12 protein-coding genes and 2 pseudogenes are annotated in these 21,368 nt (G+C 39.9%); 8 read left to right on the plus strand and 6 right to left on the minus strand.

Annotated elements, in window-relative coordinates; translation table 11 throughout:
- Positions 1 to 194: 194 nt before the first annotated feature.
- The 6 genes and pseudogenes from glmS to ltrA all read left to right on the plus strand — a co-directional run bounded on the left by glmS (position 195) and on the right by ltrA (position 10,620).
- Positions 195 to 2,024, plus strand: a complete 1,830-nt coding sequence (gene glmS / locus AC1ECB_RS26655) for a glutamine--fructose-6-phosphate transaminase (isomerizing) (protein WP_485666575.1) — start codon at positions 195 to 197, stop codon at positions 2,022 to 2,024.
- Positions 2,025 to 2,560: 536 nt separating this feature from the next.
- Entirely contained in the window at positions 2,561 to 3,490 is a 930-nt protein-coding gene (locus tag AC1ECB_RS26660) for a hypothetical protein (protein ID WP_485666576.1), read from the plus strand.
- A 19-nt stretch (positions 3,491 to 3,509) separates the two neighbouring features.
- Positions 3,510 to 4,736 (plus strand): DNA cytosine methyltransferase, encoded by a 1,227-nt coding sequence (locus tag AC1ECB_RS26665; RefSeq protein WP_485666577.1) that lies wholly within the window; start codon positions 3,510 to 3,512, stop codon positions 4,734 to 4,736.
- Positions 4,737 to 5,120: 384 nt separating this feature from the next.
- Positions 5,121 to 6,260: pseudogene (locus AC1ECB_RS26670) on the plus strand (SIS domain-containing protein); the annotation flags it as partial.
- Between the two features lie 360 nt (positions 6,261 to 6,620).
- Entirely contained in the window at positions 6,621 to 7,826 is a 1,206-nt protein-coding gene (locus AC1ECB_RS26675) for a hypothetical protein (protein ID WP_485666578.1), read from the plus strand.
- Between the two features lie 763 nt (positions 7,827 to 8,589).
- The gene (gene ltrA, locus AC1ECB_RS26680) at positions 8,590 to 10,620 is read left to right on the plus strand and encodes a group II intron reverse transcriptase/maturase (RefSeq protein ID WP_485664615.1); all 2,031 of its coding nucleotides are present in this window, start codon (positions 8,590 to 8,592) and stop codon (positions 10,618 to 10,620) included.
- 265 nt (positions 10,621 to 10,885) lie between these two features.
- On the opposite strand, the gene AC1ECB_RS26685 is transcribed toward ltrA, so the two are convergent.
- From AC1ECB_RS26685 to AC1ECB_RS26705, 5 genes are all read right to left on the minus strand, one after another.
- Positions 10,886 to 12,037 carry an IS91 family transposase gene (locus AC1ECB_RS26685; protein ID WP_485666579.1) on the minus strand — a complete coding sequence of 384 codons (1,152 nt, stop codon included), beginning with the start codon at positions 12,035 to 12,037 and terminating at the stop codon, positions 10,886 to 10,888.
- Entirely contained in the window at positions 12,034 to 12,525 is a 492-nt protein-coding gene (locus AC1ECB_RS26690) for a tyrosine-type recombinase/integrase (protein ID WP_485669414.1), read from the minus strand. The genes AC1ECB_RS26685 and AC1ECB_RS26690 overlap by 4 nt, the downstream gene beginning before the upstream one ends.
- Before the next feature lie 16 nt (positions 12,526 to 12,541).
- Positions 12,542 to 12,889 (minus strand): phage integrase N-terminal SAM-like domain-containing protein, encoded by a 348-nt coding sequence (locus AC1ECB_RS26695; protein WP_485666580.1) that lies wholly within the window; start codon positions 12,887 to 12,889, stop codon positions 12,542 to 12,544.
- Between the two features lie 1,418 nt (positions 12,890 to 14,307).
- Entirely contained in the window at positions 14,308 to 14,967 is a 660-nt protein-coding gene (locus AC1ECB_RS26700; protein ID WP_485669415.1) for a SanA/YdcF family protein, read from the minus strand.
- A 600-nt stretch (positions 14,968 to 15,567) separates the two neighbouring features.
- Positions 15,568 to 17,301 (minus strand): IS1634 family transposase, encoded by a 1,734-nt coding sequence (locus AC1ECB_RS26705; RefSeq protein WP_485666581.1) that lies wholly within the window; start codon positions 17,299 to 17,301, stop codon positions 15,568 to 15,570.
- A 756-nt stretch (positions 17,302 to 18,057) separates the two neighbouring features.
- Between AC1ECB_RS26705 and AC1ECB_RS26710 the strand changes: the two genes are divergently transcribed.
- Both AC1ECB_RS26710 and AC1ECB_RS26715 read left to right on the plus strand, forming a co-directional pair.
- Positions 18,058 to 18,243 (plus strand): hypothetical protein, encoded by a 186-nt coding sequence (locus AC1ECB_RS26710; RefSeq protein ID WP_485666582.1) that lies wholly within the window; start codon positions 18,058 to 18,060, stop codon positions 18,241 to 18,243.
- 430 nt (positions 18,244 to 18,673) lie between these two features.
- On the plus strand, positions 18,674 to 19,966 hold the full coding sequence (locus AC1ECB_RS26715) for an S-layer homology domain-containing protein (protein ID WP_485666583.1): 1,293 nt from the start codon (positions 18,674 to 18,676) through the stop codon (positions 19,964 to 19,966).
- Between the two features lie 633 nt (positions 19,967 to 20,599).
- Here the strand turns inward: AC1ECB_RS26715 and AC1ECB_RS26720 are convergent.
- A pseudogene (locus AC1ECB_RS26720) lies at positions 20,600 to 21,304 on the minus strand (IS1634 family transposase); the annotation flags it as partial.
- Between the last annotated feature and the right edge of the window lie 64 nt (positions 21,305 to 21,368).

Raw genomic sequence — 21,368 nt, forward strand, 5'->3', positions numbered from 1 at the left:
GCTGGTGCTTGGAGCGAAACCAAGCAGACGAGGGAGAGGTTTATCGAGTAGTCAGCGGATGCCTCTCGGCGACTGTCGTCGTTAGCTGGCCGACAAAACTGCAGGGTAACTTGCGGAACAAAACGGCAGCATGCAGAAGAAAAATTTTAATATAGACAAAGCGTATTATAGCCGTAATTAGGAGGATTATATATATGTGTGGAATTGTAGGCTACATTGGCCCCGATCAGGCGGCACCGTTTCTATTAGAAGGAATGAGCAAACTTGAATACCGGGGATATGATTCGGCTGGTATTGCCGTTTTTGATGGTAGTAAAATAAATATTGATAAAAGTGTTGGCCGTTTGAATGTTCTTGCCAAAAAGGTAGAAATGAAGCCGCTTACCGGCAATCTGGGCATTGGCCATACCCGGTGGGCGACACATGGCCGTCCTTCTGACGCTAACTCTCACCCGCATACTGATTGCACCGGCAAGTTTGTTGTTGTGCATAATGGCATTATCGAAAACTATATGCATATCAAAGAGAAACTTATTGCCAAAGGCCATACATTTACTTCTGAAACCGATACTGAGGTGGTAGCTCACCTGTTGGAAGAGTACTATGAAGGTGATTTTGAAGCCACTGTAAAAAAAGTATTGGAAACTATTGAAGGCTCATATGCGTTGGTCTTTATGTGCCAGAATGAGCCGGATAAGCTTATTTGCACCAAACAGGATAATCCGCTGGTTATTGGCCTTGGCGAAGGAGAAAATTTTATCGCTTCCGATATTCCGGCTATCATCAGCCGCACACGGAGAACCTATATCCTGAGTGATGGCGAAATGGCCATAGTGACCAAAGATTCCGTTTGGGTCACGAACCGTCAGGGAGTACCAGTAACTAAAAAAGTATTTGAAGTAAACTGGGATGCCGAAGCAGCTGAAAAAGGCGGCTATGAGCATTTCATGATAAAAGAAATTTACGAGCAGCCTAAGGCTGTCCGCGAAACCATGACGGGACGAGTAGCCAAAGATAACAGTGGCGTAGCATTTGAAGAATTAAAATGGATTAAAGAGGATGTTACTGCTCTCAAAAAAATCGCGATTGTCGCCTGCGGTACCGCTTATCATGCTGGCATTGTCGGTAAATACCTGATCGAAAACCTAGCCCGCATTCCGGTAGAAGTCGATGTGGCTTCCGAATTCCGTTATCGTTCGCCGCTTATTGACGACCAGACGCTCACCATCGTTATCAGCCAGTCCGGAGAAACCCTAGATACCCTAGCCGCATTGAAAGAAGCTAAAAAGCTGGGATCGCGTGTACTAGCTATTACTAACGTTGTCGGCTCCTCTATCGCCCGCGAAGCTGACCAAGTTATTTATACCTGGGCTGGCCCGGAAATCGCGGTAGCCTCAACCAAAGCCTATACGACTCAGCTGATTGTTATGGCTATGCTGGCCATCTATATGGGCTCGCTCAAAGGCAAGCTGCCGCAAGCAAGAGTCCTCGAACTTTGCCAAGAACTACGCGAATTGCCCAACCACATCCATGAACTGCTGGAAGATGTTGACCCCATCAAAACCTTTGCCCAACAATATGGTTTCAATGAAGATGTATTCTTCCTTGGTCGTTCCTTAGACTATGCCGTAGCTCTCGAAGGGGCACTTAAACTCAAAGAAATATCCTATATCCATGCCGAAGCCTACGCTGCCGGCGAACTCAAACATGGCACTTTGGCGCTAATTATTGAAGGCGTGCCGGTTATCGCGTTAGCCACGCAGAAAGATGTTTACGAAAAAATGCTCAGCAACATCAAAGAAGTCAAGGCGCGTGATGCCGTTGTTATCGGCATTGGCCTCAAAGGCGATAGTCAAATCGAAAAATATGTTGACCATACCATCTATATTCCATCTACTGATAAATTCTTGACGCCGATTTTGTCAGTTATTCCGTTACAACTGTTAGCTTATTATGCTGCGGTTACTCGCGGCTGTGATGTTGATAAGCCGAGGAATTTGGCTAAGAGTGTTACGGTGGAGTAGTAGGTTTGCTTGTTTTAGTTGAATAAGGTCATGAAAGAACACCACCCTGAATTTAGTTTTGGGGTGGTGTTTTGTGTTTGCCTAGTCGTTATTTTGGTAATTCAAAAATTATTGACAAATTTGTATGGATTCGGCAGGGATATTGTGCTTTTAGGGGAAGTAATGTATTTTGATGAAGTAGTATAAAATGAGCCAAACAACGTCCCTTGACTCATGTCGTTTCAAAGAAGAAGCGACATGAACGTCCTTCTGCTTCTCAAGAAATTCATTGACATTCACAACTTACATTTAACATTGTGGTTAAAGTCTAGGAAACGATAGGATCGTCCCCTTGTATCCTTTTTTGTATCTTTCCAGGTCTCTTCTTGTTTCGTTCCTTTTTTGACATCATTACTAGATGTCGACAAAAAAGGAGTTCCCAAGTTTCTTCAATAACGCAAATTGTTTAAAAAACATAGTTATTATACTAAATGGTTATCGTAATGCTTCAAGTATGGTACAATTAAAATGGTACCATACTTGAGGCGGTGGAATTAATGCAGAAACATCGGCAAGATATTTGTGAAATTTTTGGCTTTACTGCTCATGATACTACAACAGAGTGCCGTAGATTTTGGGATAGGGAACTTTGCCCGTTTGTCGGCACTAAGTGTTCAAAATTTAATCATGATAAGACCATTACGTATGGGGTTTGTTCTGTTATTAGTAGTGGTGAAGAAGTAATAATTTGCCCTAAGAGGCTTTATGCTGATGGATATTTTGTATTAAGAGAAGTCGCTTTTGACGCATTTGGCTATTTGCCCCTCTATTTAGTAGATGAAGTTATGGGCACGAATTTAGTTTCAGAGAAGCCTAATGAATTTGTATTGGCGTTTGGGCACGATTCAGGAAAGGAAATTCAAGTTGGTTCAACGCGAAATAAGTTGAGTATGGACTGGGTTTTAGTGAAAATTATTGATGGGGAAGCGGTTGAGTGTGTTGGGGTAGAGGTTCAGAGTATTGATATTACTAACAACTACCGTGAAACTTGGAAGGGATATAGTTTGCTTGCTAAGAATAAAGATGTTATTATTCCTAAATCCGAGCACGGAATGAACTGGGCAAATGTACACAAACGGTTGATTCCTCAAATTATACGAAAAGGAAAAATCTATTCGGCTTCCAAATTAGCCACAAAAGGATTATATTTTATTGTTCCAGATGCCGTATATCAAAGATTTGAAGAAATTGTTGGCACTGAAGGTGTATTGGACAAGCCTGGAAGAGGAGTTCTGACGGTATTTACGTACGCCTTGGGGGATGAAGTAAACAACGGTAACATACGTAAAGTTAAGCGAGTACGAACGTTACGTATATCATTGCAAGACTTTGCTTTGAATTTCATTTCAGATGGAGAAAATTTTGGGGATAATTTTGACGAAGTGATAAGACGGAGTGTTGAACAAACACTTCATAAATGTAAGTAGGTCAGTTTGAGGTGAGTAAATGAGAAGGTTAGTAGCTATAGATTTATTTTGTGGTGCGGGGGGTTTATCAGAGGGGCTAACGCAAGCTGGTTTTGATGTTGTTTTTGCCAGTGATATTAATAAGGTTTATGCTGAAACGTATCAAAAAAACCATTCGAGTACAAAGGTATTTACAGAGGATATTCGGAGTTTATCAAATGAGCAATTGACATTTTTAAGCCATGTTCGTCCAGGGCAGCTTGATATATTAGCAGGAGGACCACCGTGTCAAGGATTTTCTATAAATGCACCAATCAGGACGATGGAAGATGAGAGAAATCATTTGTTTCTTGAATTTTTACGGGTTGCCGAGTTTTTCCAACCCAAGTTTATTTTGATTGAAAATGTTACAGGGTTAGTCTCTTTAGAAAATGGGGCAGTGGTTAAGGCTATATATTACCATTTAAATAAATTAGGGTATAAAGTTAAACACATGATCCTATTTGCAGCACATTATGGAGTTCCACAGTTGCGTTGGCGAACTTTTTTCATTGGAACAAGACTTGAGAATGCACAGTGCGAGTTCCCAAAGCCAACGCATTACGCCACTGGAGTGGCAAACTTTACAGGAGCCAAAACCTTATGCTATAAGTTAGATGATGAGAATAGTTTATTTGCTGAACAACTAGCAAAACCGACTACTGTGATGGATGCTTTATCAGATTTGCCCCCTATTCAGAATGGGGGAGGAGCAGATAATATGGAATATATTTTGCCACCATTGTCGGCTTACCAGGAAGAATTACGCACAAATAGTAAATCTATTTATAATCATAGGTCTCCAAAACTTGGAGAAATTAATCTAGAACGGTTAAAATATATACCACAAGGTGGAAGTTGGCGAGATATTCCTTTTGACTTACTTCCTGCGGGCCTAAAGAGGGCGCGGCGTAGCGATCACACTAAGCGTTATGGAAGACTGCATCCTGATGGTTTGTGTTCCACTATTCTTACTAAATGTGATCCACATTGGGGATCATTCTTTCATCCAACCCAAGATAGGGGACTTAGTGTTAGAGAGGCAGCTAGAATACAATCTTTTCCTGATAGATTCATGTTTACGGGCCGACTAACAGAGCAATATGAACAAGTTGGTAATGCAGTTCCCCCTTTATTAGCTAGGGCAATTGGTAAAGAGATTCGTTATCAGATACTTAACGAGATGACAACACAGGCAAATAGATATGGTGCATTAGAAAATATCTGAAATAATGAGGGACGAAGACCAGAATGGTCGGGATAGAGGTCAGGCGCACGCACTATTTCAATAGCCATGTTTCCTGACGCCTCCCTACAATCCCGGACGGTCGGATTTTCCGAGTCCGGTTTTGACCTTAGGTCTACAACGTAGAAGTAAGGGGACGCACATCTTGCTTCTTGTTGATCGACTGGATAAAGCGGGAAAGATACAACGGATACTTCCCAAAGACTCGAAAAAGTTTTGAAAGAATTTTTGCTGTTCCGGCAGAAGAAGAAATGAAAGATGTTATGGGGATGAGGGTGGTGATAATGAAATGCGGATGTCACACCCTATCCACGTGACACCTAAGCAATATGAGTGATGAAAAAGGAACGTCCCTAAGTGTCTCCCCATGAAGGTGATTTTGAAGCCACTGTAAAAAAAGTATTGGAAACTATTGAAGGCTCATATGCGTTGGTCTTTATGTGCCAGAATGAGCCGGATAAGCTTATTTGCACCAAACAGGATAATCCGCTGGTTATTGGCCTTGGCGAAGGAGAAAATTTTATCGCTTCCGATATTCCGGCTATCATCAGCCGCACACGGAGAACCTATATCCTGAGTGATGGCGAAATGGCCATAGTGACCAAAGATTCCGTTTGGGTCACGAACCGTCAGGGAGTACCAGTAACTAAAAAAGTATTTGAAGTAAACTGGGATGCCGAAGCAGCTGAAAAAGGCGGCTATGAGCATTTCATGATAAAAGAAATTTACGAGCAGCCTAAGGCTGTCCGCGAAACCATGACGGGACGAGTAGCCAAAGATAACAGTGGCGTAGCATTTGAAGAATTAAAATGGATTAAAGAGGATGTTACTGCTCTCAAAAAAATCGCGATTGTCGCCTGCGGTACCGCGTATCATGCTGGCATTGTTGGTAAATATCTGATCGAAAACCTAGCCCGCATTCCGGTAGAAGTCGATGTGGCTTCCGAATTCCGTTATCGTTCGTCGCTGAAGCAAGCGGGACGGTTCTCTTGCTTCTATTGGTGATAAAGTTGTTTTTTTGTGCGAAAGCATCGGAAGAACGAAATCGCTCACGCGATGGCCTTGGTAGTCTCCCGGAAACAGGGGGACAGGTACTTTGTTTCGAATGAACTTGGAAGGAGTTTTTGAAACGAGATCCTGTCCCCGTGTTTTCTCCATGCCGAAGCCTACGCTGCCGGTGAACTCAAACATGGCACCTTGGCGCTAATTATTGAAGGCGTGCCTGTCATTGCGTTAGCCACGCAGAAAGATGTTTACGAAAAAATGCTCAGCAACATCAAAGAAGTCAAGGCTCGTGACGCTGTTGTTATCGGCATTGGGCTCAAAGGCGATAATCAAATCGAAAAATATGTTGATCATACTATTTATATTCCAGCTACTGATAAATTTTTGACGCCTATTTTGTCTGTTATTCCGTTACAGCTATTGGCTTATTATGCTGCGGTTACTCGCGGCTGTGATGTTGATAAGCCGAGGAATCTGGCTAAGAGTGTGACGGTGGAGTAGGGTTGGAACAACGCTAATTTATAATTGTGGGTTTAAAATATAAAAGCTTTTTTGATTTGAAGCTTCCTTAATGCTAATCAAATTTTAGACGTACTAACAAACGAGGAGTGATTTGACTCCTCGTTTGTGCATTTAAATTCCATTTTAGGCTACGGTTGTAAGGGCATATTTAAGGTAGGCTACTATTTAGGGGTATCCGAGAGATTTTTGGGTCTACCGACTAAACTATTCGAAACCGTGAAAAGGGTTATATAGTAAGGCCTGACCCCGCGCCCTCCTTGTTTTATTTTGAACTTTGTAGGAATTTACCAGTTAATGTTGAATTGTAGGTATATACATATTGGGCAAAGGGTGGAATGTATGTCAGAGGATAAACCAATAATAGATGATAGCAAAGGATTATCAAAAAAAGATTTAATAGATTATGTTATTAAATTAAATGATAGAGAATTGTCAAGAAGTAAAACATCAGGATTTACATCATGGGCTATATTGGGGGCAATTGGGGTTTTAGGTTGGCAAGTACTTGAATATTTACCGCTATTAACTGATACTCACAACCAATTAACATTTTTACTTTTATTTACCTCATTTATTAATTTAATGTTAGCAAGTATAAGATTGTTTATAGATTCTTTTAATAATTTTACATCGTTAAGACAATTAAATGTAATTACTAAAAACAATGCTTTATCTTATTATTTTCTGCAAATAGTTATGTTTTGTATTCTTATATTATTGAATGAATATACTGAACAGATTGCAGTAAGTCTAAATATTTCATCCTTTCATTATAATCTATTTAATTGGGCATACACTCTAAAATTATTATTTCCAGCAGGATATTATATAAAGACAGAATGGTATAAATGGAGAAATAATATAAAATCTAACTTTGTTGATTATCCCATGTTCATAACTGATTTATTTTGGATTATATATTTCCCAAGAAGTTTAAAAATATTATTATCCATGGTTTTTGTTTGTCTTTCAGGATATTCATTATACAACATTAATTTTTCTTTAATTCTAAATAAAGAAATCAGTCTTTTAAAACTTACTTTTATAATAATAGCAATTTGCTTTTTGTTTTATAATGCTCTATTACAGTATTTATCAAAAATTAAAATCAAGTATTGTGAAGAACTTGAAAGGGATTTAATTATTAAAGATTTAAGTTTGAGTGAAACCAAAGAACTAATTAAAGAACACTTTATTAGTCAAACGTTAATTGATTGGGTTAATAAACAAAAAGAAGAAATATCAGCAAATATCAATATCATGTTAAATGATTTGTGTATTGCCGAAAAGAAAATAAGCGAAATGAAAAGAATGAATGAATTTCATAAAATTACAGATGAACTAGAGAAGCAAATTGTAAAACACAAAACCAAGGTTTCTGATTTTCACAACAAATTAACCATGGTATTGCGACAACCATATATAAATAAATATGAACGCGAAATGATTAATAAGATAATTAACAATACAAAAGTACAGATAGAAGCACTTGAGACTGCTTTAAATAAACAGATATTAAGAGAAATAAAATATCGTAAATCTTAGGGTTTGTTTATTCATAGTCCCAACAAGTAAACACAATTGGAATCATGGGGACGGTTATCAAAGGAGTGCGCACTGTTCCTGGACAACCTGTGCAGAAATGAGCAATAAAACCAGGCGCATAAAGCGAATTTTACATTCAAATTGGCAGGAGCATTACCTGCTATGGACTGAATATCGGCAGACCATCCCTAATACTCCGACGTGACTTAAGTAGATTATCCTGCTGAGGTACGAAGCTCGGTGAAGACGGCGAAAAGCAGACCTGTGAAGTGGTTAGCGAAGTAGTCGGGGGCTATAAAGTGATCATGCCTACTCATCAGGAACTTCCGTATGTACGACCCGTAAAGAACAAGATACCTAACTGAAGGTATTTACTCCCTTCGTGGAGTCCAAGCGCAGGAATGGAAATTCCTTTTTCATTCCTGTTCCAAACCCAATGATAACCCAATGAGGTTTGGAGTCTTACGACCGCCGATAATGGTCAAAAAGATGATTGGCGGGCCAAAGGAAGAGGTTAAAGTCACTATGTAAAGCTAGAATGTAAGAAACAGTGGAACTTCGGACGAGAATGCTAATGCAGATAAAAGCAGATGACTCGAAATGGGAGGAAATGCCCGTAGTAATGATGAAATGGAGTAATGTCCATGGAGTGAAGGGGCATAGTCAATATTTATATGAAAGTCAACACAACCTGCTAGGGAAGGCGTGGAGCCATACCTGACATGAAACCAGCTGGCCAAATCGAAAACGAGGAGGCTGATGCTTGGAACAACAATCTAACTATCCCGTCCTAAAAGTTCCTGCCGACGAAAAGGAACTGTATCAATACCTTGACCAGTTGTATACAAAGACCCAGAAAGCAAAAAAAGATAGAAAAGCTATAAAACATAACGGTCTGCTGGAAATCATCATATCAGGGGTTACCATACAAACCGCAGTCCACAATATTAAAGCAAACCGTGGAGCTGACACGCCGGGAACCGATAACGAAACCATGCGGCAAATCCTTGAATTACCCTATGAGCAAGTTATCGATACAATCCAGAAACATTTTAGCCAGTACCAACCTCGGATGATACGCAGAGTGTACATCCCCAAACCGGGAAAAATAAGCCTTCGACCGCTGGGAATACCCGCTGTTACAGACCGCATTATCCAAGAATGTGTTCGCATCGTCATAGAACCAATCCTCGAGGCTCAGTTCTATAGTCATTCTTATGGATTTCGACCCTACCGAGACACACATATGGCTTTGGAAAGAATAGCAGACATCGTCCATAAAACTGGATACCACTGGATCGTCGAGGGAGATATAAAAGCTTATTTCGATACCATAAATCATACCCGGCTGATCAAACAACTTTGGCATATGGGTATCAGGGACAAACGAGTCTTGATGATAATTAAACAAATGCTTAAAGCCGGAATTATGGGCGAAGTTAAGCGAAATCTAATGGGAGCCGCGCAAGGCGGAATCATATCGCCGCTACTGGCAAATGTGTATTTAAATCGATTCGACTGGTCAGTTGCCAATGCCTGGGAAGAAAAGAAAACCCGGTATGCATACACGCGAAAGGATGGTAAGTTACAAGCCTTACGGGAGCGTAGCGCACTAAAACCGGCGTATGTTATCCGCTATGCGGATGACTGGGTACTTGTCACCAACACAAAAACCAATGCAGAAAAGTGGAAATTCCGCCTACAGACAGAATTTATGTCCAAATATAAACTGGCACTATCAGAAGAAAAAACAAGAATCACGAACGTCAGGAAAAAACCAATAGAATTCCTGGGGTTTACCTTCAAGGTCATTAAGTTCGCTAAGGCGCGTAAAGGATACAAGACAAAAACAAGACCCAATCCCTTACGGCTTAAAGACAAAATAAACAGCCTACGCGAACCCATACGGCAGATAAGTAAACAAGGGACGCCAGAACAGACAATAAAGCACATCCATCTGCTAAACAGTCAAATTCGGGGAATCATCAATTACTATGACAAGGCGACTCAAATCACAACGGATATAAACAAACATTCTTGGAATCTTATGTACCTTGCCCGCCGTGAAATGAAGAAAATTGGTGGTCGGTCGATTCCTGCGAATCAGACTGACAATTTATCATCGGTGCATAGTCAATATACAACAAAAATACCGATGCTAGAAGTAAACGGACAGAAAATTGGACTTACCTCTCTGGCCTTTTGCAAATGGCGAAAAACCAAACTGAAAAATCAAGAGGAAACTCCATACACGCAGGAAGGGCGCGAGAGGTATCAACAACGGACAGGAAAGACCAAGGGATTATTTCGCCAAGACAAATTGCTCAACGCGAGCAAAATTGCGAGTCAAACAAACGGTTTAGGGTATAACTTTGAGTATCATTTAAACTGTGCGTATGCATTTAACCGGGATAAAGGGACATGTAGAGTGTGCAAAGTAAAGCTTGGGAGTGAAAATGTGGAATTTCACCGCATTCGACCATCTTTGTCTTTGAAAGACCTTAACCGTGTCCCAAATTTAGCGAGTGTTTGTAAAACGTGTCATGAAAGAATCCACTGGACTGCGGTACATCCGAAATTACCTGTAAAATCGGAGAAAAAGCTTAACAGGATGAGAGAAAAGTTGTTGTTGACTAACCATAAAATATTGATGGAACGCGCGGTGAAGCGAAAGTTTCACGCCGTGTGTGAATCAGGGGAAAAGGGAGTCCGAACGGCGCAAAATGCGTGCGAGGATGCCCCTTACCTACTGGTACTTCAATCGGAAGTTTTGCGCGCAAAAAGGCTCAACTAACGGCTCCCGGCTGTCAGTTGAGCCACAAAATTATCTACGCGCAAAATTTTTGATTGTCCGGGAAGAATGAAGTCGCGGGCTGCCCAGCTATGGAATTTCAATCTTTTTCTCTCGGTTTTTGATCGTTGATTTTTTCTGTTTTCGTACATTTTTTGTGCTTTACTTTGCTAATTTGTAATAAATGGGGGTTCATTTGTCTTGATTTGGACATACCTTCCCCCTCCCCCAAATAGGTCTTGGCAGTATCTATTCAATTTCTGCAACATTAAGGCGATGCCCCTTTGGCTAATGAATAGCTTGCCTGTAATTTACCTTTTCCACATACAGGACACATCGTTACATCCCTGCCTACAAGAATGCATAGAATCTCAACAGTTGTAAGACCTTCAAACTTTGGTTTGTAGGTTGGACTTAAAGTTAGTTTTCTGCTTAGTTCCAGCTTGGTCTTTTTGTTTCGGTTGGCAAGGAGTCCATAATGCCTGATTTTTACAAACCCTTTGGGAAGTACATGCAGTAAAAATCGCCGAATGAATTCAACGCCACTGAGCGTTAGCGTTTTTGTCTGGTTGTTGTCGTTAGAGTCTCTTACGGTAATTGTCACCGTATGTTCATCCATGGCGACAATGCGTGTATTGGATAGGGCTATCCGGTGCGTGTACCTTCCCAAATATCGAACAACAGCGAGTGGACCGGAAAAAGTCTTTTTTGTGTAAATGTACCAGTTTTTGGCATAACACTGCTTGAGTAACTCCCGGAAACATTTTGGCTGTTGATATTTCTGGGCATCTCCATAAAACATCAGCAAGTTTTGGCGGTAGTATTGCTTGATGTGGTGAAGAAACTTACCCCGAAACTTTTTAGCTAACACCTTTACTGGAAGGAAGAACTTCTTACTGCTGTTTTGCCATTGATTGTTTTTTGTTAGTCCGCCTGCCAATACCACCGTGTGGATGTGCGGATGATAGTGCAAATCTTGTCCCCAGGTATGCAGTAAGGAAAAAAAGCCGATCTGTGCGCCAAGATATTTGGTATCTTGGGAAAGTTCCGCCAAGGTTTGGGCTACCGCTTGATACAGCAAGCCATAAAGCAATTCCTGGTTTTGATAAACCAATGGCTGAAGCTGTGATGGTAAAGTAAACACCACATGGAAGTAAGGAGCATTGAGGATATCTTTGCTTCTTGCGTCTACCCAAACTGCCTTATTAATACCCTGACACAAAGGGCAGTGCCGATTCCGGCATGAATTGTAACGAACAACTATATGGCCGCATTCTTCGCATTCAAACGTATGACCACCTAAAGCTGCTGTCCTGCAGCGCATGATATCATTAGCGGCTTTGGCTTGTTGTATGTATGGAGCATAGCTTTTTTCATACTGGGGATAAAACTTAAGGAAAACATCCTGTACTGTAGTCATTTGGAGTTGCTGTTTCCAGTAGTATCAAGAGGGCTCTTAATGCCCATAAGGCTTTTCGATGTCATATGCAGGTATGTCATTGTAGTCTGAAGATTTTTGTGCCCCAGCATTTGCTGGATAAACACGGGATCGACCCCATCCTCTAAGGCATGTGTAGCAAAACAATGCCGAAGCGTATGGGCAGAAATATTTTGTTTTATTTGCAACTGGTTGCGCAGCTTAATCATGGTATTTTTGATGGACTTGACGTTAATGTGCTCGCTTTTGTGTTGTCCTGGAAACAACCAATCGTCCATTTGGTAGCTTGAAAAATAGGCCCGGAAGTACTTTCGCAATACATCAAGGGCCAGTTCTGACAAGATGGTGTATCGATTTGTATTATGTTTGGCGTTTTCTACCCGTACGCGCATACTTTTACTACAAATGTCACAAATCTTCAATTTAGCTACTTCGCTGACCCTGAGACCACTACCGTATAGTAATGTAATGCTTTAGAAGCTTTATTTAATATTGCCAGCACATCTTGCTTAGGATGACTGGAAACTTACGTATTCTTTTCATACGGGGAATTTTTAAGGGGTTCCACTCTTTACCTATGATACAGGTATGAAAGAATTTCACAGCGGAAATGTAACAATTAATGGTTCCAGCTGACAGACCCTTTTCCTTTTTGAGATAGAGGATATATTGTTGGATATCGCTATCTGTAACGTTTTCCATGCATTTGTGCTGATTTTGCATATAATTGATGAAGGCAAAGATTCTTCGCAAATAGGATTCCCGTGAAGATTCCGGAGTCCCTTTAAGTTCAAAGTATAGCTCAATCTCTTGTTTATATTGTTGCATAGACATACTACCTCCTGATTTTTTGTTTTGTGAAGCCAATTCATGGCATCAGGAGGAGCTCTAGCTGTGTTAAAAAACGTATGTATTTCAATCTTAAGACATGGTATAATCATAAAGTAAAAAGTACGTTCCTCCTTTCTGGTTTGTTTGGTTTGGCGATTAAACAATACCACAAAAGGGCGTACTTTTTACATTTTTCATGAAATTTTTATTTACGGGAGACTACCAAGGCCATCGCGTGAGCGATTTCGTTCTTCCCTTGCTTCTACTGGTGATAACGTTGTTTTTGTGCAGAAGCGTCGGAATCGTCCCGGTGCTTTCCGGTGCTTTTACAGTTAACCAAAAACAAGCTAACAAAGGTTAAGGGGAATCATATAATGTAACCTCGTCAATATTATATACTCTCATATTCCAAGTCCCCCCTCTTGGGGGTGAAGAAACACCTACGTTTTGTCCTACAAAAGTAACTAAATTTTGTGATAGCAGAGCGCTCTGTAGTAGACTATGTAAACTCTGATCAATGTATTTAACCACGACTTGTTTACCAGTTGAATTACTTAATTCGACGACTGCGTAATAATAACTATCCACGAGCTTTACATGACCTGATAACTGAACCGTTGGTGGCATAAGATAACTCCCTGAGACAGGTTGTGGTAATGCAGATGCATAAATTGGATAAACTGTAATCATGTTACAACCCACTATTAATAGAGTTAAGCTCAGACAACGAAATAAAGCAGACAATATTTATCCCCCTCACAAATAATTATAATTAATTTACTTTAATTCCACAAAATTTCTTTTTTGCCTTTATTTTGAATAAAATTTTTTTAACAATTCTCAGTGTTACTCTGGCAATCTCTTGAGCAACATCATTTGTAACAAGCATTGTCAGAAAAACATGTTTTGTTCACAAAAACCAAAATGAAACAACAACAAACAACAACTGTTCCGACCGTCCCGCTAGTCCCTTTTTAGGCATTCGGGGCACTCTTCGGAAAAATCTTTTTCTACAGCTACAATTCTAGTCCCCTTTTTCACTACAGGTAGTTGAGGCAAATGTAACAATCGTGGTGATCTTCCTTGACAACAGGGACGTCAGACTGTGCGAAAACAGAAATCACTAACTTTAATTCTCCACTTTAGCATCAAAAATTGCCTAGTTCGAGGCTTCAAGAAGATAAAATTAGATCGAAAACGCCATTCATTCCCCACTTTTAGGTGAATATTAAAAAGAATGCATGGTTTTCGCACAACCTGACGTCCCTCTGCTTTTCTATTTAGGGGCTAAGTGGTAAAGTGTCTCTTTCACATCTTTTCGAGCAAGGCTAAATACTCCTTTTCCGAGCGCCCATAGGGCAAACTCCCGAAACCGTATCAGGAAGGCTGCTTCAATTCTCGTTTATACACAATTCCAAATCTTAATCCTCAGTGGTCCTGCCATCGCCATTAACTGGTATCTCATCACCTAAAAACTTTGGTTCCGGTTGGATGAACGTTGCCAAAAAGAAATCCTTGTTTCTTGCGGCTATCTCTCTCACTAAGTAAGAGTTCATTACAATGCCATAATCATGCAAATCTGCTTTCAATCCATATGCCTCAATACCTAATTCTCTAGCATCGAAAACGGCTCTTAATAAATGGTACTCCTGGGTTACGATAATAAGCTTCTTAACTTTAAAGATATCCCTGGCCCTGTAAACGCTTTGATAAGTATTGAATCCGGCATGATCCATAAAAATATCTTTAGCCGGTATATTTTTATTAACAAGATATTGTTTCATGGCATGTACTTCGTCATAATCTTTTTGCCCATGATCGCCACTAACAATTATCTTATCGGCTTTGCCTTCTTTGTAAAGATCATAGGCAACGCTTAACCGGTCATCAAGCATATATGAAACCGTGCCATCTGGAAAAACATATGCGCCCAAGACAAGAATTGCGTCAGCCTTAGGTATAAACTGCTCATCCATTATATAACGCGTCCCAACTTGTGAGACGTACTTATTAATACCATAGACTGATATTCCTAGTACCACTACCAGAATAATAATCGCCATGAACAATCGTATAGTCATCGTTTTCAATATTTTTCCTCCCAGTCTACTAACGCCTGCTAAGGGAACAAGTAGTATTAAAAGTTTTATCAAAGGTTTATTACCGACAACATATATACAAAATATGGTTATATTCAAGCAGGCTAATACAAGGATAACTTTCAACTACTCCGTTAAAGTTCGATATCCACCATACTCCCCGGCATTTCCTGAATATTATTAACCAGACTACGCCACTCGTCCGCAGTGAGGAAAGCTTGTCCTGGATCAACAACATAAGCGGGAATACGAAAATTAACCGTATTGCTAAAGCTGGCAATAGCAAGAATACCACCGTATGCCGCTAAGAAAATGCGATCAAAGTCAATGATAGGGAGGGCAGAAAACTTTGGGGGTCAGGCTTGCTTTATTAGAAAAATTGATTTATCTGAAATGATAGTATCACCGTCCCTATGAACATGCAAGGGACGGTGTAAGTTTCTTAATAAAAAACCAATCTTTTTACCTTTATGTACTTGCAATTCATGTAAAAGAGTACTAATATCCTGTCTTTGACAGTTGAAGACGATAAAAAGCTTGATAATCCCTGATTTGCAAGGGGTATCAAGCTTTTTTGCTTTTTTAGAAAAGTGAGTAATGTTTTTGTTTTTTTGTCATGTTTAAAATTTTTTTCATCTGTGTTTTTGGTATGATCTGATAATCTGTTCGAAACCCATAAGTTTCATGTAACACATCTGTAAAATCAGTTCTTGTGTAGGTTGGGATATAACCTTCGCCCTGAATCTTATAGAAATTCATTTCTTTCAGGCCGTCGATTATTTCTTGACACGTAAACCGATTTCCTAGTTTTTTTTCCAATAAACGATAAATAACAAGTGACATAAAGCAGGAAGTAAAGTGCGCTTTAATTCTATCTTCACGGCTTAGATACACCGGTCTTGCTTTAAATTCGCTTTTCATGATCCGAAAACATTCTTCAATTTCCCAGCGGCGCTGGTTGATTTTGATGATGTCTTGGGCGCTATCTTCGAGGTTCGTGCATACCGCATAGAAGCCGTCATAAATTTCTTCGTTAGAGATAGTCTCTGTGTCCAGCGTATATATAGAAGTATCGGCTATTTCACCATCAGGTGTGCAACTGGTTTTCTTGATAAAGCGTTTATAATCATTCTGATTGTTTTTTGAGATTTTAGTCGGATTCGTATCAATCGTTTTTTGAGCACGTTCGATTTGTGAATTGCGAATTTTACGCTGATAGTTTCTATATTTGATGGAATAGGTGACAATGAGCTTTTGTTCCAGGCCGTTTTCTTTAATCCAACGTTCTTTGTAGAAGCAGTGGTCTTTGTATGCGTTCTCGTCAATAGAGGAAATATCATAAGTTTTATCATGACCTGGAAGATGCCAGCCTTCAGAATCAAGCGACCATTCCTTTAAATGCTTCTTTAGCTTTTTAATAGATTGAGTAGTAATAAAGGCACGCTCGCCCTTGTCGTTGAATTTCCTGTTGCTTTCAGAAGCCAGGCCGGCATCAGTACAAACAACGAATTTGGAAAGCTTGAAATCAGACAGTATTTTTTCTTCCAAGGGTTTAAGGGTAATCTGCTCATTGGTGTTACCACTGTTGAGGTTAAAAGCTAGGGGAATACCATCGCCATCCATGAACAATCCCATCTGAATAATGGGATTTGGCCTATGTTCTTTAGAAGCGCCATATTGTTTAAGGCCATCTTCCTGTTCGATTTCAAAAAAGTAGTTGGTGCAGTCATAATAGAGAATGCCGGTATTTCTCTTTGAGAGTTTAAGACTGTTGTTGTAAAGAGAAGATTGGATAAAATCCATTTCTTTTGAAATGACCTCAAGAGATCGGTAGACATGCTGTAAATCAAAGTTGGGTTGCTCAATAAATTTTGAGGAATGTTGGTAAGTTGCGAGTTTGGAAGAAGGAAAAAGGATTCGTCCGTAAAGGAGCCGCGATAGTACGGCATCCAGATCGAAAGTAAATTTATACTTCTTTGAAATTTCAGCACATAGCTTATGCAGATTGAGTTCATGATAAAGCTGTTGGAGAAAGAGATATCCGCCGTTAAAGCAGCGTTGTTGATCTTTGGAGATAATCTTAGATGGAGAATATTTAACTGTGACTTCGCGTAATTGAGTTTTTTCTTTTTTGTTAAGTTCTTCGATGTATGATTTAGCCCATTCAAAAGGGTCTTGTCCATTTAGCTTATGCTGTAATTCAGCAATCGTTCCTAACTTTTCAACAACTTTTGTGGAACGCTTACCGTTTTCGTAGACAGATTGTATGACATAAAGCGAAGTTGAATTCTTTGATTTAGAAATACTAAGTCTCATTTAAAAACACCTCCGATCCCTTATATTATAACATGTTACGCTATATTACGCAATATTAAACAAGGCAGATTTGACGTTTTTCCAACAAAAAAAGCCCTGTTTTCAAGGCTTTCAGAGATTTCATTATATGAGTAAGTGTCAAAGACCCGGGGTCAGGCTTGCTTTATTAGAAAAATTGATTTATCTGAAATGATAGTATCACCGTCCCTATGAACATGCAAGGGACGGTGTAAGTTTCTTAATAAAAAACCAATCTTTTTACCTTTATGTACTTGCAATTCATGTAAAAGAGTACTAATATTAGTAATAGGTGGAAATTAAAAAGTAAAGTCGCCGTGTCCCATAGGTGCGGTAACACCTATAGGCACGAGCAGGTGCAGTGACACCTACACGTAACAGCGAACTGTCCACGACGACAATCTTATTATACCCGGTTGTTAGCTGAATTACAAGTTTTGACAATCGGAGTGTAATGATTGGCGCGAAAGGCAGATGGCTGTGCGACTGCATGCAATATTCGATGGTATCATATCTTGATACAGGTTTGCAGAACACGCTGACGGGTTCTGTTATTTGGGTTGCTTCCTGTATCTTGATACTGTTGCAAAAATCGATTAGGATCGCATGTGTAGGGTAGAATAATCCTGCATATGTGATCCTTTTTAATTTCCTCCTGTAAAATTCCCATGTATGGGTGATTACAGGAGGGCATATAAGCCTCCAGATAAAATAAGGAGGGGTGGGTTTAACTGACTTATGAATAGCAGATACCGGGATTGTAAGAAACAAGAGACTGAGCTATATAATGAAATTTGGCAACTATCTGAAGAACTTGATCGGCTGGATAAAGAGGGAAAAGATACAACCGACACTATCCAGAGATTTGGGGAGGTATTGGAAGAATTTATGTTATTCAGGCAGCAGGAAGCAAAGACCCGCTAGTTAAAGTCAAATCCTAAACCATAGGTGGACAGTAGGGATGTTTCTCTTTTGGCAACCTTATTAAGAGAAAAGTGTTTCCCTCCCCGTGTTTTTTCTCAATTGAGAGGGCGACTGGAATATCTCGTGGCGTTATACCGAAATACTTGACAAAATGGGAACATCCCATAGTATCCCTCTAGTTTTATTGCAAGCTGAGCTACCGCTGCAATAAGTAGTCCTTACAGGGCTAACAACAAACTACCACTTGAAGTGATGGTCATGACTTCTTTTTAGTTTGCAAAAAAAACTATTTTTTGCAGGAATATGTTCCTTTATGTAGAATTATTTACCATATTTGTGCTCTGCGAAGAGAAATGTAAGGAAACATGGACACTTACATTTCTCTTTAGAAGCTCAAATAAACAGATTTCTAACTCTAGGGGGAAACACAATGAAAAAACAAACCGCTATGGCTCTTGCAACAGTATTTGCAATGAGCGTAGCAGGGACTGCATTGGCGGCTACTGCTAATCCTTTTGTCGACGTACCGGCAAAACACTGGGCTTATGATTCTATCAATCAATTGGCTAAAGCCGGTGTAATTTCCGGTTATGGCGACGGAACATTTAAAGGTAACCAAATTCTTACCCGTTACGAAGCAGCTACAATTGTAGCAAAAGCAATGGCTAATGCCAACAACTTGAATCCGAAAAACAAAAAAGCTCTGGAAGCTTTGAAAGCGGAATTTAGCTCTGAACTGAATAACCTTGGTGTTCGCGTTGACAACCTTGAAAAAAACGCCTCTAAAGTAAAATTCACTGGTGAAGTTCGTGAACGGTATGATTATCAGGAAAACGTTCATGAGTCACGTAAATCTGATAATACCAGCAAAACTCGTCTGCGTTTAAACCTGGAATCTCAAATTGCAGATGACGTAATCTTCCATGGTCGCTATGAAGCTGAATCAGAATTTGGTGATGGTACTGAAAATCAATCGCACCTTACACAAGCCTATATTACTGGCAACGCTATAGGTTTAGAATATAGCTTTGGACGTCAACCAATCTGGTTGGGTCAAGGTATGCTTGCGGATATCGAAGGTAACTGCGATGGTTTGCTAGTAAGCGGTGGTAAAGATGTGAAAGTTACCGTAGGCGCTTTCAAAACTACACAACCACGCTATTTTCCATTGGCAGGTGTAGTAGGTTTTGATGAAACTTTAAATTTCACGGTTGCAAACATTGATGCTAAAGTAACTGATAAACTACATGTTTCTTTGTCTTACCTCAAGGATAAAGATTCATATGCTTATAAAAGCACTTCTGCAGGCTTAAAATATACTGGAATTAATAATTTCACTATCACTGGTGAAGTTGGTCAAAATAAACAGAAGAACCTTAAAGTTTGGTCCGGATTCGATAAAGCAGATGCTTGGATGGGCAAAATCTTATATAAAGGTGCTGCAGGACATAAAGTAGGTTCCTTTGGTACATGGGTTGGCTACAGAAAAGCTGATGATAATTTTGATGCTTGTGAACTTTCTACAATTGATAGTGGTCACCAGTTAGACTATTATTTTGGTAACTTTGATAACGTCAAAGGTACTGAGTTTGGTGTTGAGTACACGGTATTCCGTAATGGTATCTTGACTGTTCAATACAATGACTTAGAGCAAATAGATACTTTTGGACAAGAAACCAAGGACAAGAAAAACTTCTTTGCTCAATTGATTTACAGCTTCTAATTAACAGAAACAAGGGGAGAGGGGATTTGTTTTGGAAGCAAGAGAGACGGTTCTCAAAGGCTTCAATCGGAAGTTTTGCGCGCAAAAAGGCTCAATTAACAGCTCCCGGCTGCCAGTTGAGCCACAAAACTATCTACGCGCAAAATTTTTGATTGCCTCAGAAGAATGAAGTCGCGGGCTGCCCAGCTATGGAATTTCAATCTTTTTCGACTTATTTCGACGTTTTCTCAAATTATAAATGTGTACATTACAATTTTATCTTATCCAGGCTGAACTGTAAATAAGCCATCGCGGGAGCGATTTCGTTCTTCTCTTGCTTCTGCTGGTGATAACGTTGTTTTTTTGTGCGGAAGCGTCGGAAGAACGAAATCGCTCACGCGATGGCCTTGGTAGTCTCCCGTAAATAAAAATTTCATGAAAAATGTAAAAAGTACGCCCTTTTGTGGTATTGTTTAATCGCCAAACCAAACAAACCAGAAAGGAGGAACGTACTTTTTACTTTATGATTATACCATGTCTTAAGATTGAAATACATACGTTTTTTAACCCGACTTTTACAGTTAGAAAGATAAAAGAAGTTCATAATTGTTGAATTTACTGGCTTTATTCAAGTTGATTCATATGTAAAATTTGTTATGCTACAGTAATATTTTTCAGGAATTTATTAAATAGCTCCTGCCTCGGATAAATATTGTAAAAACTTGTGCCGAACGTGTCCTGGATTATCTTGTAGTCCATTGCGATTTCATCTCTATCGGAATATGCCAAAGTGTCTACTATTTCCCCTTTTTTGTTTAGCGCTTTTTGAAACGCGATCGCACCGCCGACATCGTCAAGGTGAATGATACCGCCTTTCAAAACCTGGCATGTCGCAGCCCCCAGAGTTCTTGCGATTCGTTCGGCTGACAACGCTTTTTCTCCCATGCGGTGCTGAATGATTCGGATGATGAGAAGGGCGACGAAACAGATCAAGAAATGTGCACGGATATGTTCAATTTTTCTAACGAACACGGGTCTGGCATAAAGATCTGTTTTCATAATCCTAAACGACTGTTCTATCTGCCAAAGACCGCCGTATACCTGCCGCATTTTGCGCTCATCGTAGTCAAGTTCGCTGCTGATAATGCAAAAATAGCCATCATACATCGCGTCATGCTCCGCCTTTTCTAAATTCACACTGCGGAGCTTTTTCGTGTTTCCCAGTATCTCCCCAGTTTCCTTGTCAACGATAGCTTCTTTTGTATATTCGTCGACACCTTTTTTGATACTATAGGCATTGTTTTTGACCGAACGCGCAGCTTTTTCCAGTTTTTCTTCCCGTTTACGCTTTGCCATGTCGGCTTCAGTCTTCTTCCGTAAGCGTCAAATAAATCGTCACATGTACAACCAGGCCTCCGGATGA

The sequence above is a fragment of the Sporomusa sp. 246TCP1 genome, assembly GCF_057319775.1.

Coding starts and splice junctions, on each gene's coding strand:
- glmS (WP_485666575.1), top strand. CDS start 195: ATGTGTGGAATTGTAGGCTACATTGGCCCCGATCAGGCGGCACCGTTT.
- AC1ECB_RS26660 (WP_485666576.1), top strand. CDS start 2,561: ATGCAGAAACATCGGCAAGATATTTGTGAAATTTTTGGCTTTACTGCT.
- AC1ECB_RS26665 (WP_485666577.1), top strand. CDS start 3,510: ATGAGAAGGTTAGTAGCTATAGATTTATTTTGTGGTGCGGGGGGTTTA.
- AC1ECB_RS26675 (WP_485666578.1), top strand. CDS start 6,621: ATGTCAGAGGATAAACCAATAATAGATGATAGCAAAGGATTATCAAAA.
- AC1ECB_RS26685 (WP_485666579.1), bottom strand. CDS start 12,037: ATGACTACAGTACAGGATGTTTTCCTTAAGTTTTATCCCCAGTATGAA.
- AC1ECB_RS26695 (WP_485666580.1), bottom strand. CDS start 12,889: ATGTCTATGCAACAATATAAACAAGAGATTGAGCTATACTTTGAACTT.
- AC1ECB_RS26700 (WP_485669415.1), bottom strand. CDS start 14,967: ATGACTATACGATTGTTCATGGCGATTATTATTCTGGTAGTGGTACTA.
- AC1ECB_RS26705 (WP_485666581.1), bottom strand. CDS start 17,301: ATGAGACTTAGTATTTCTAAATCAAAGAATTCAACTTCGCTTTATGTC.
- AC1ECB_RS26710 (WP_485666582.1), top strand. CDS start 18,058: ATGAATAGCAGATACCGGGATTGTAAGAAACAAGAGACTGAGCTATAT.
- AC1ECB_RS26715 (WP_485666583.1), top strand. CDS start 18,674: ATGAAAAAACAAACCGCTATGGCTCTTGCAACAGTATTTGCAATGAGC.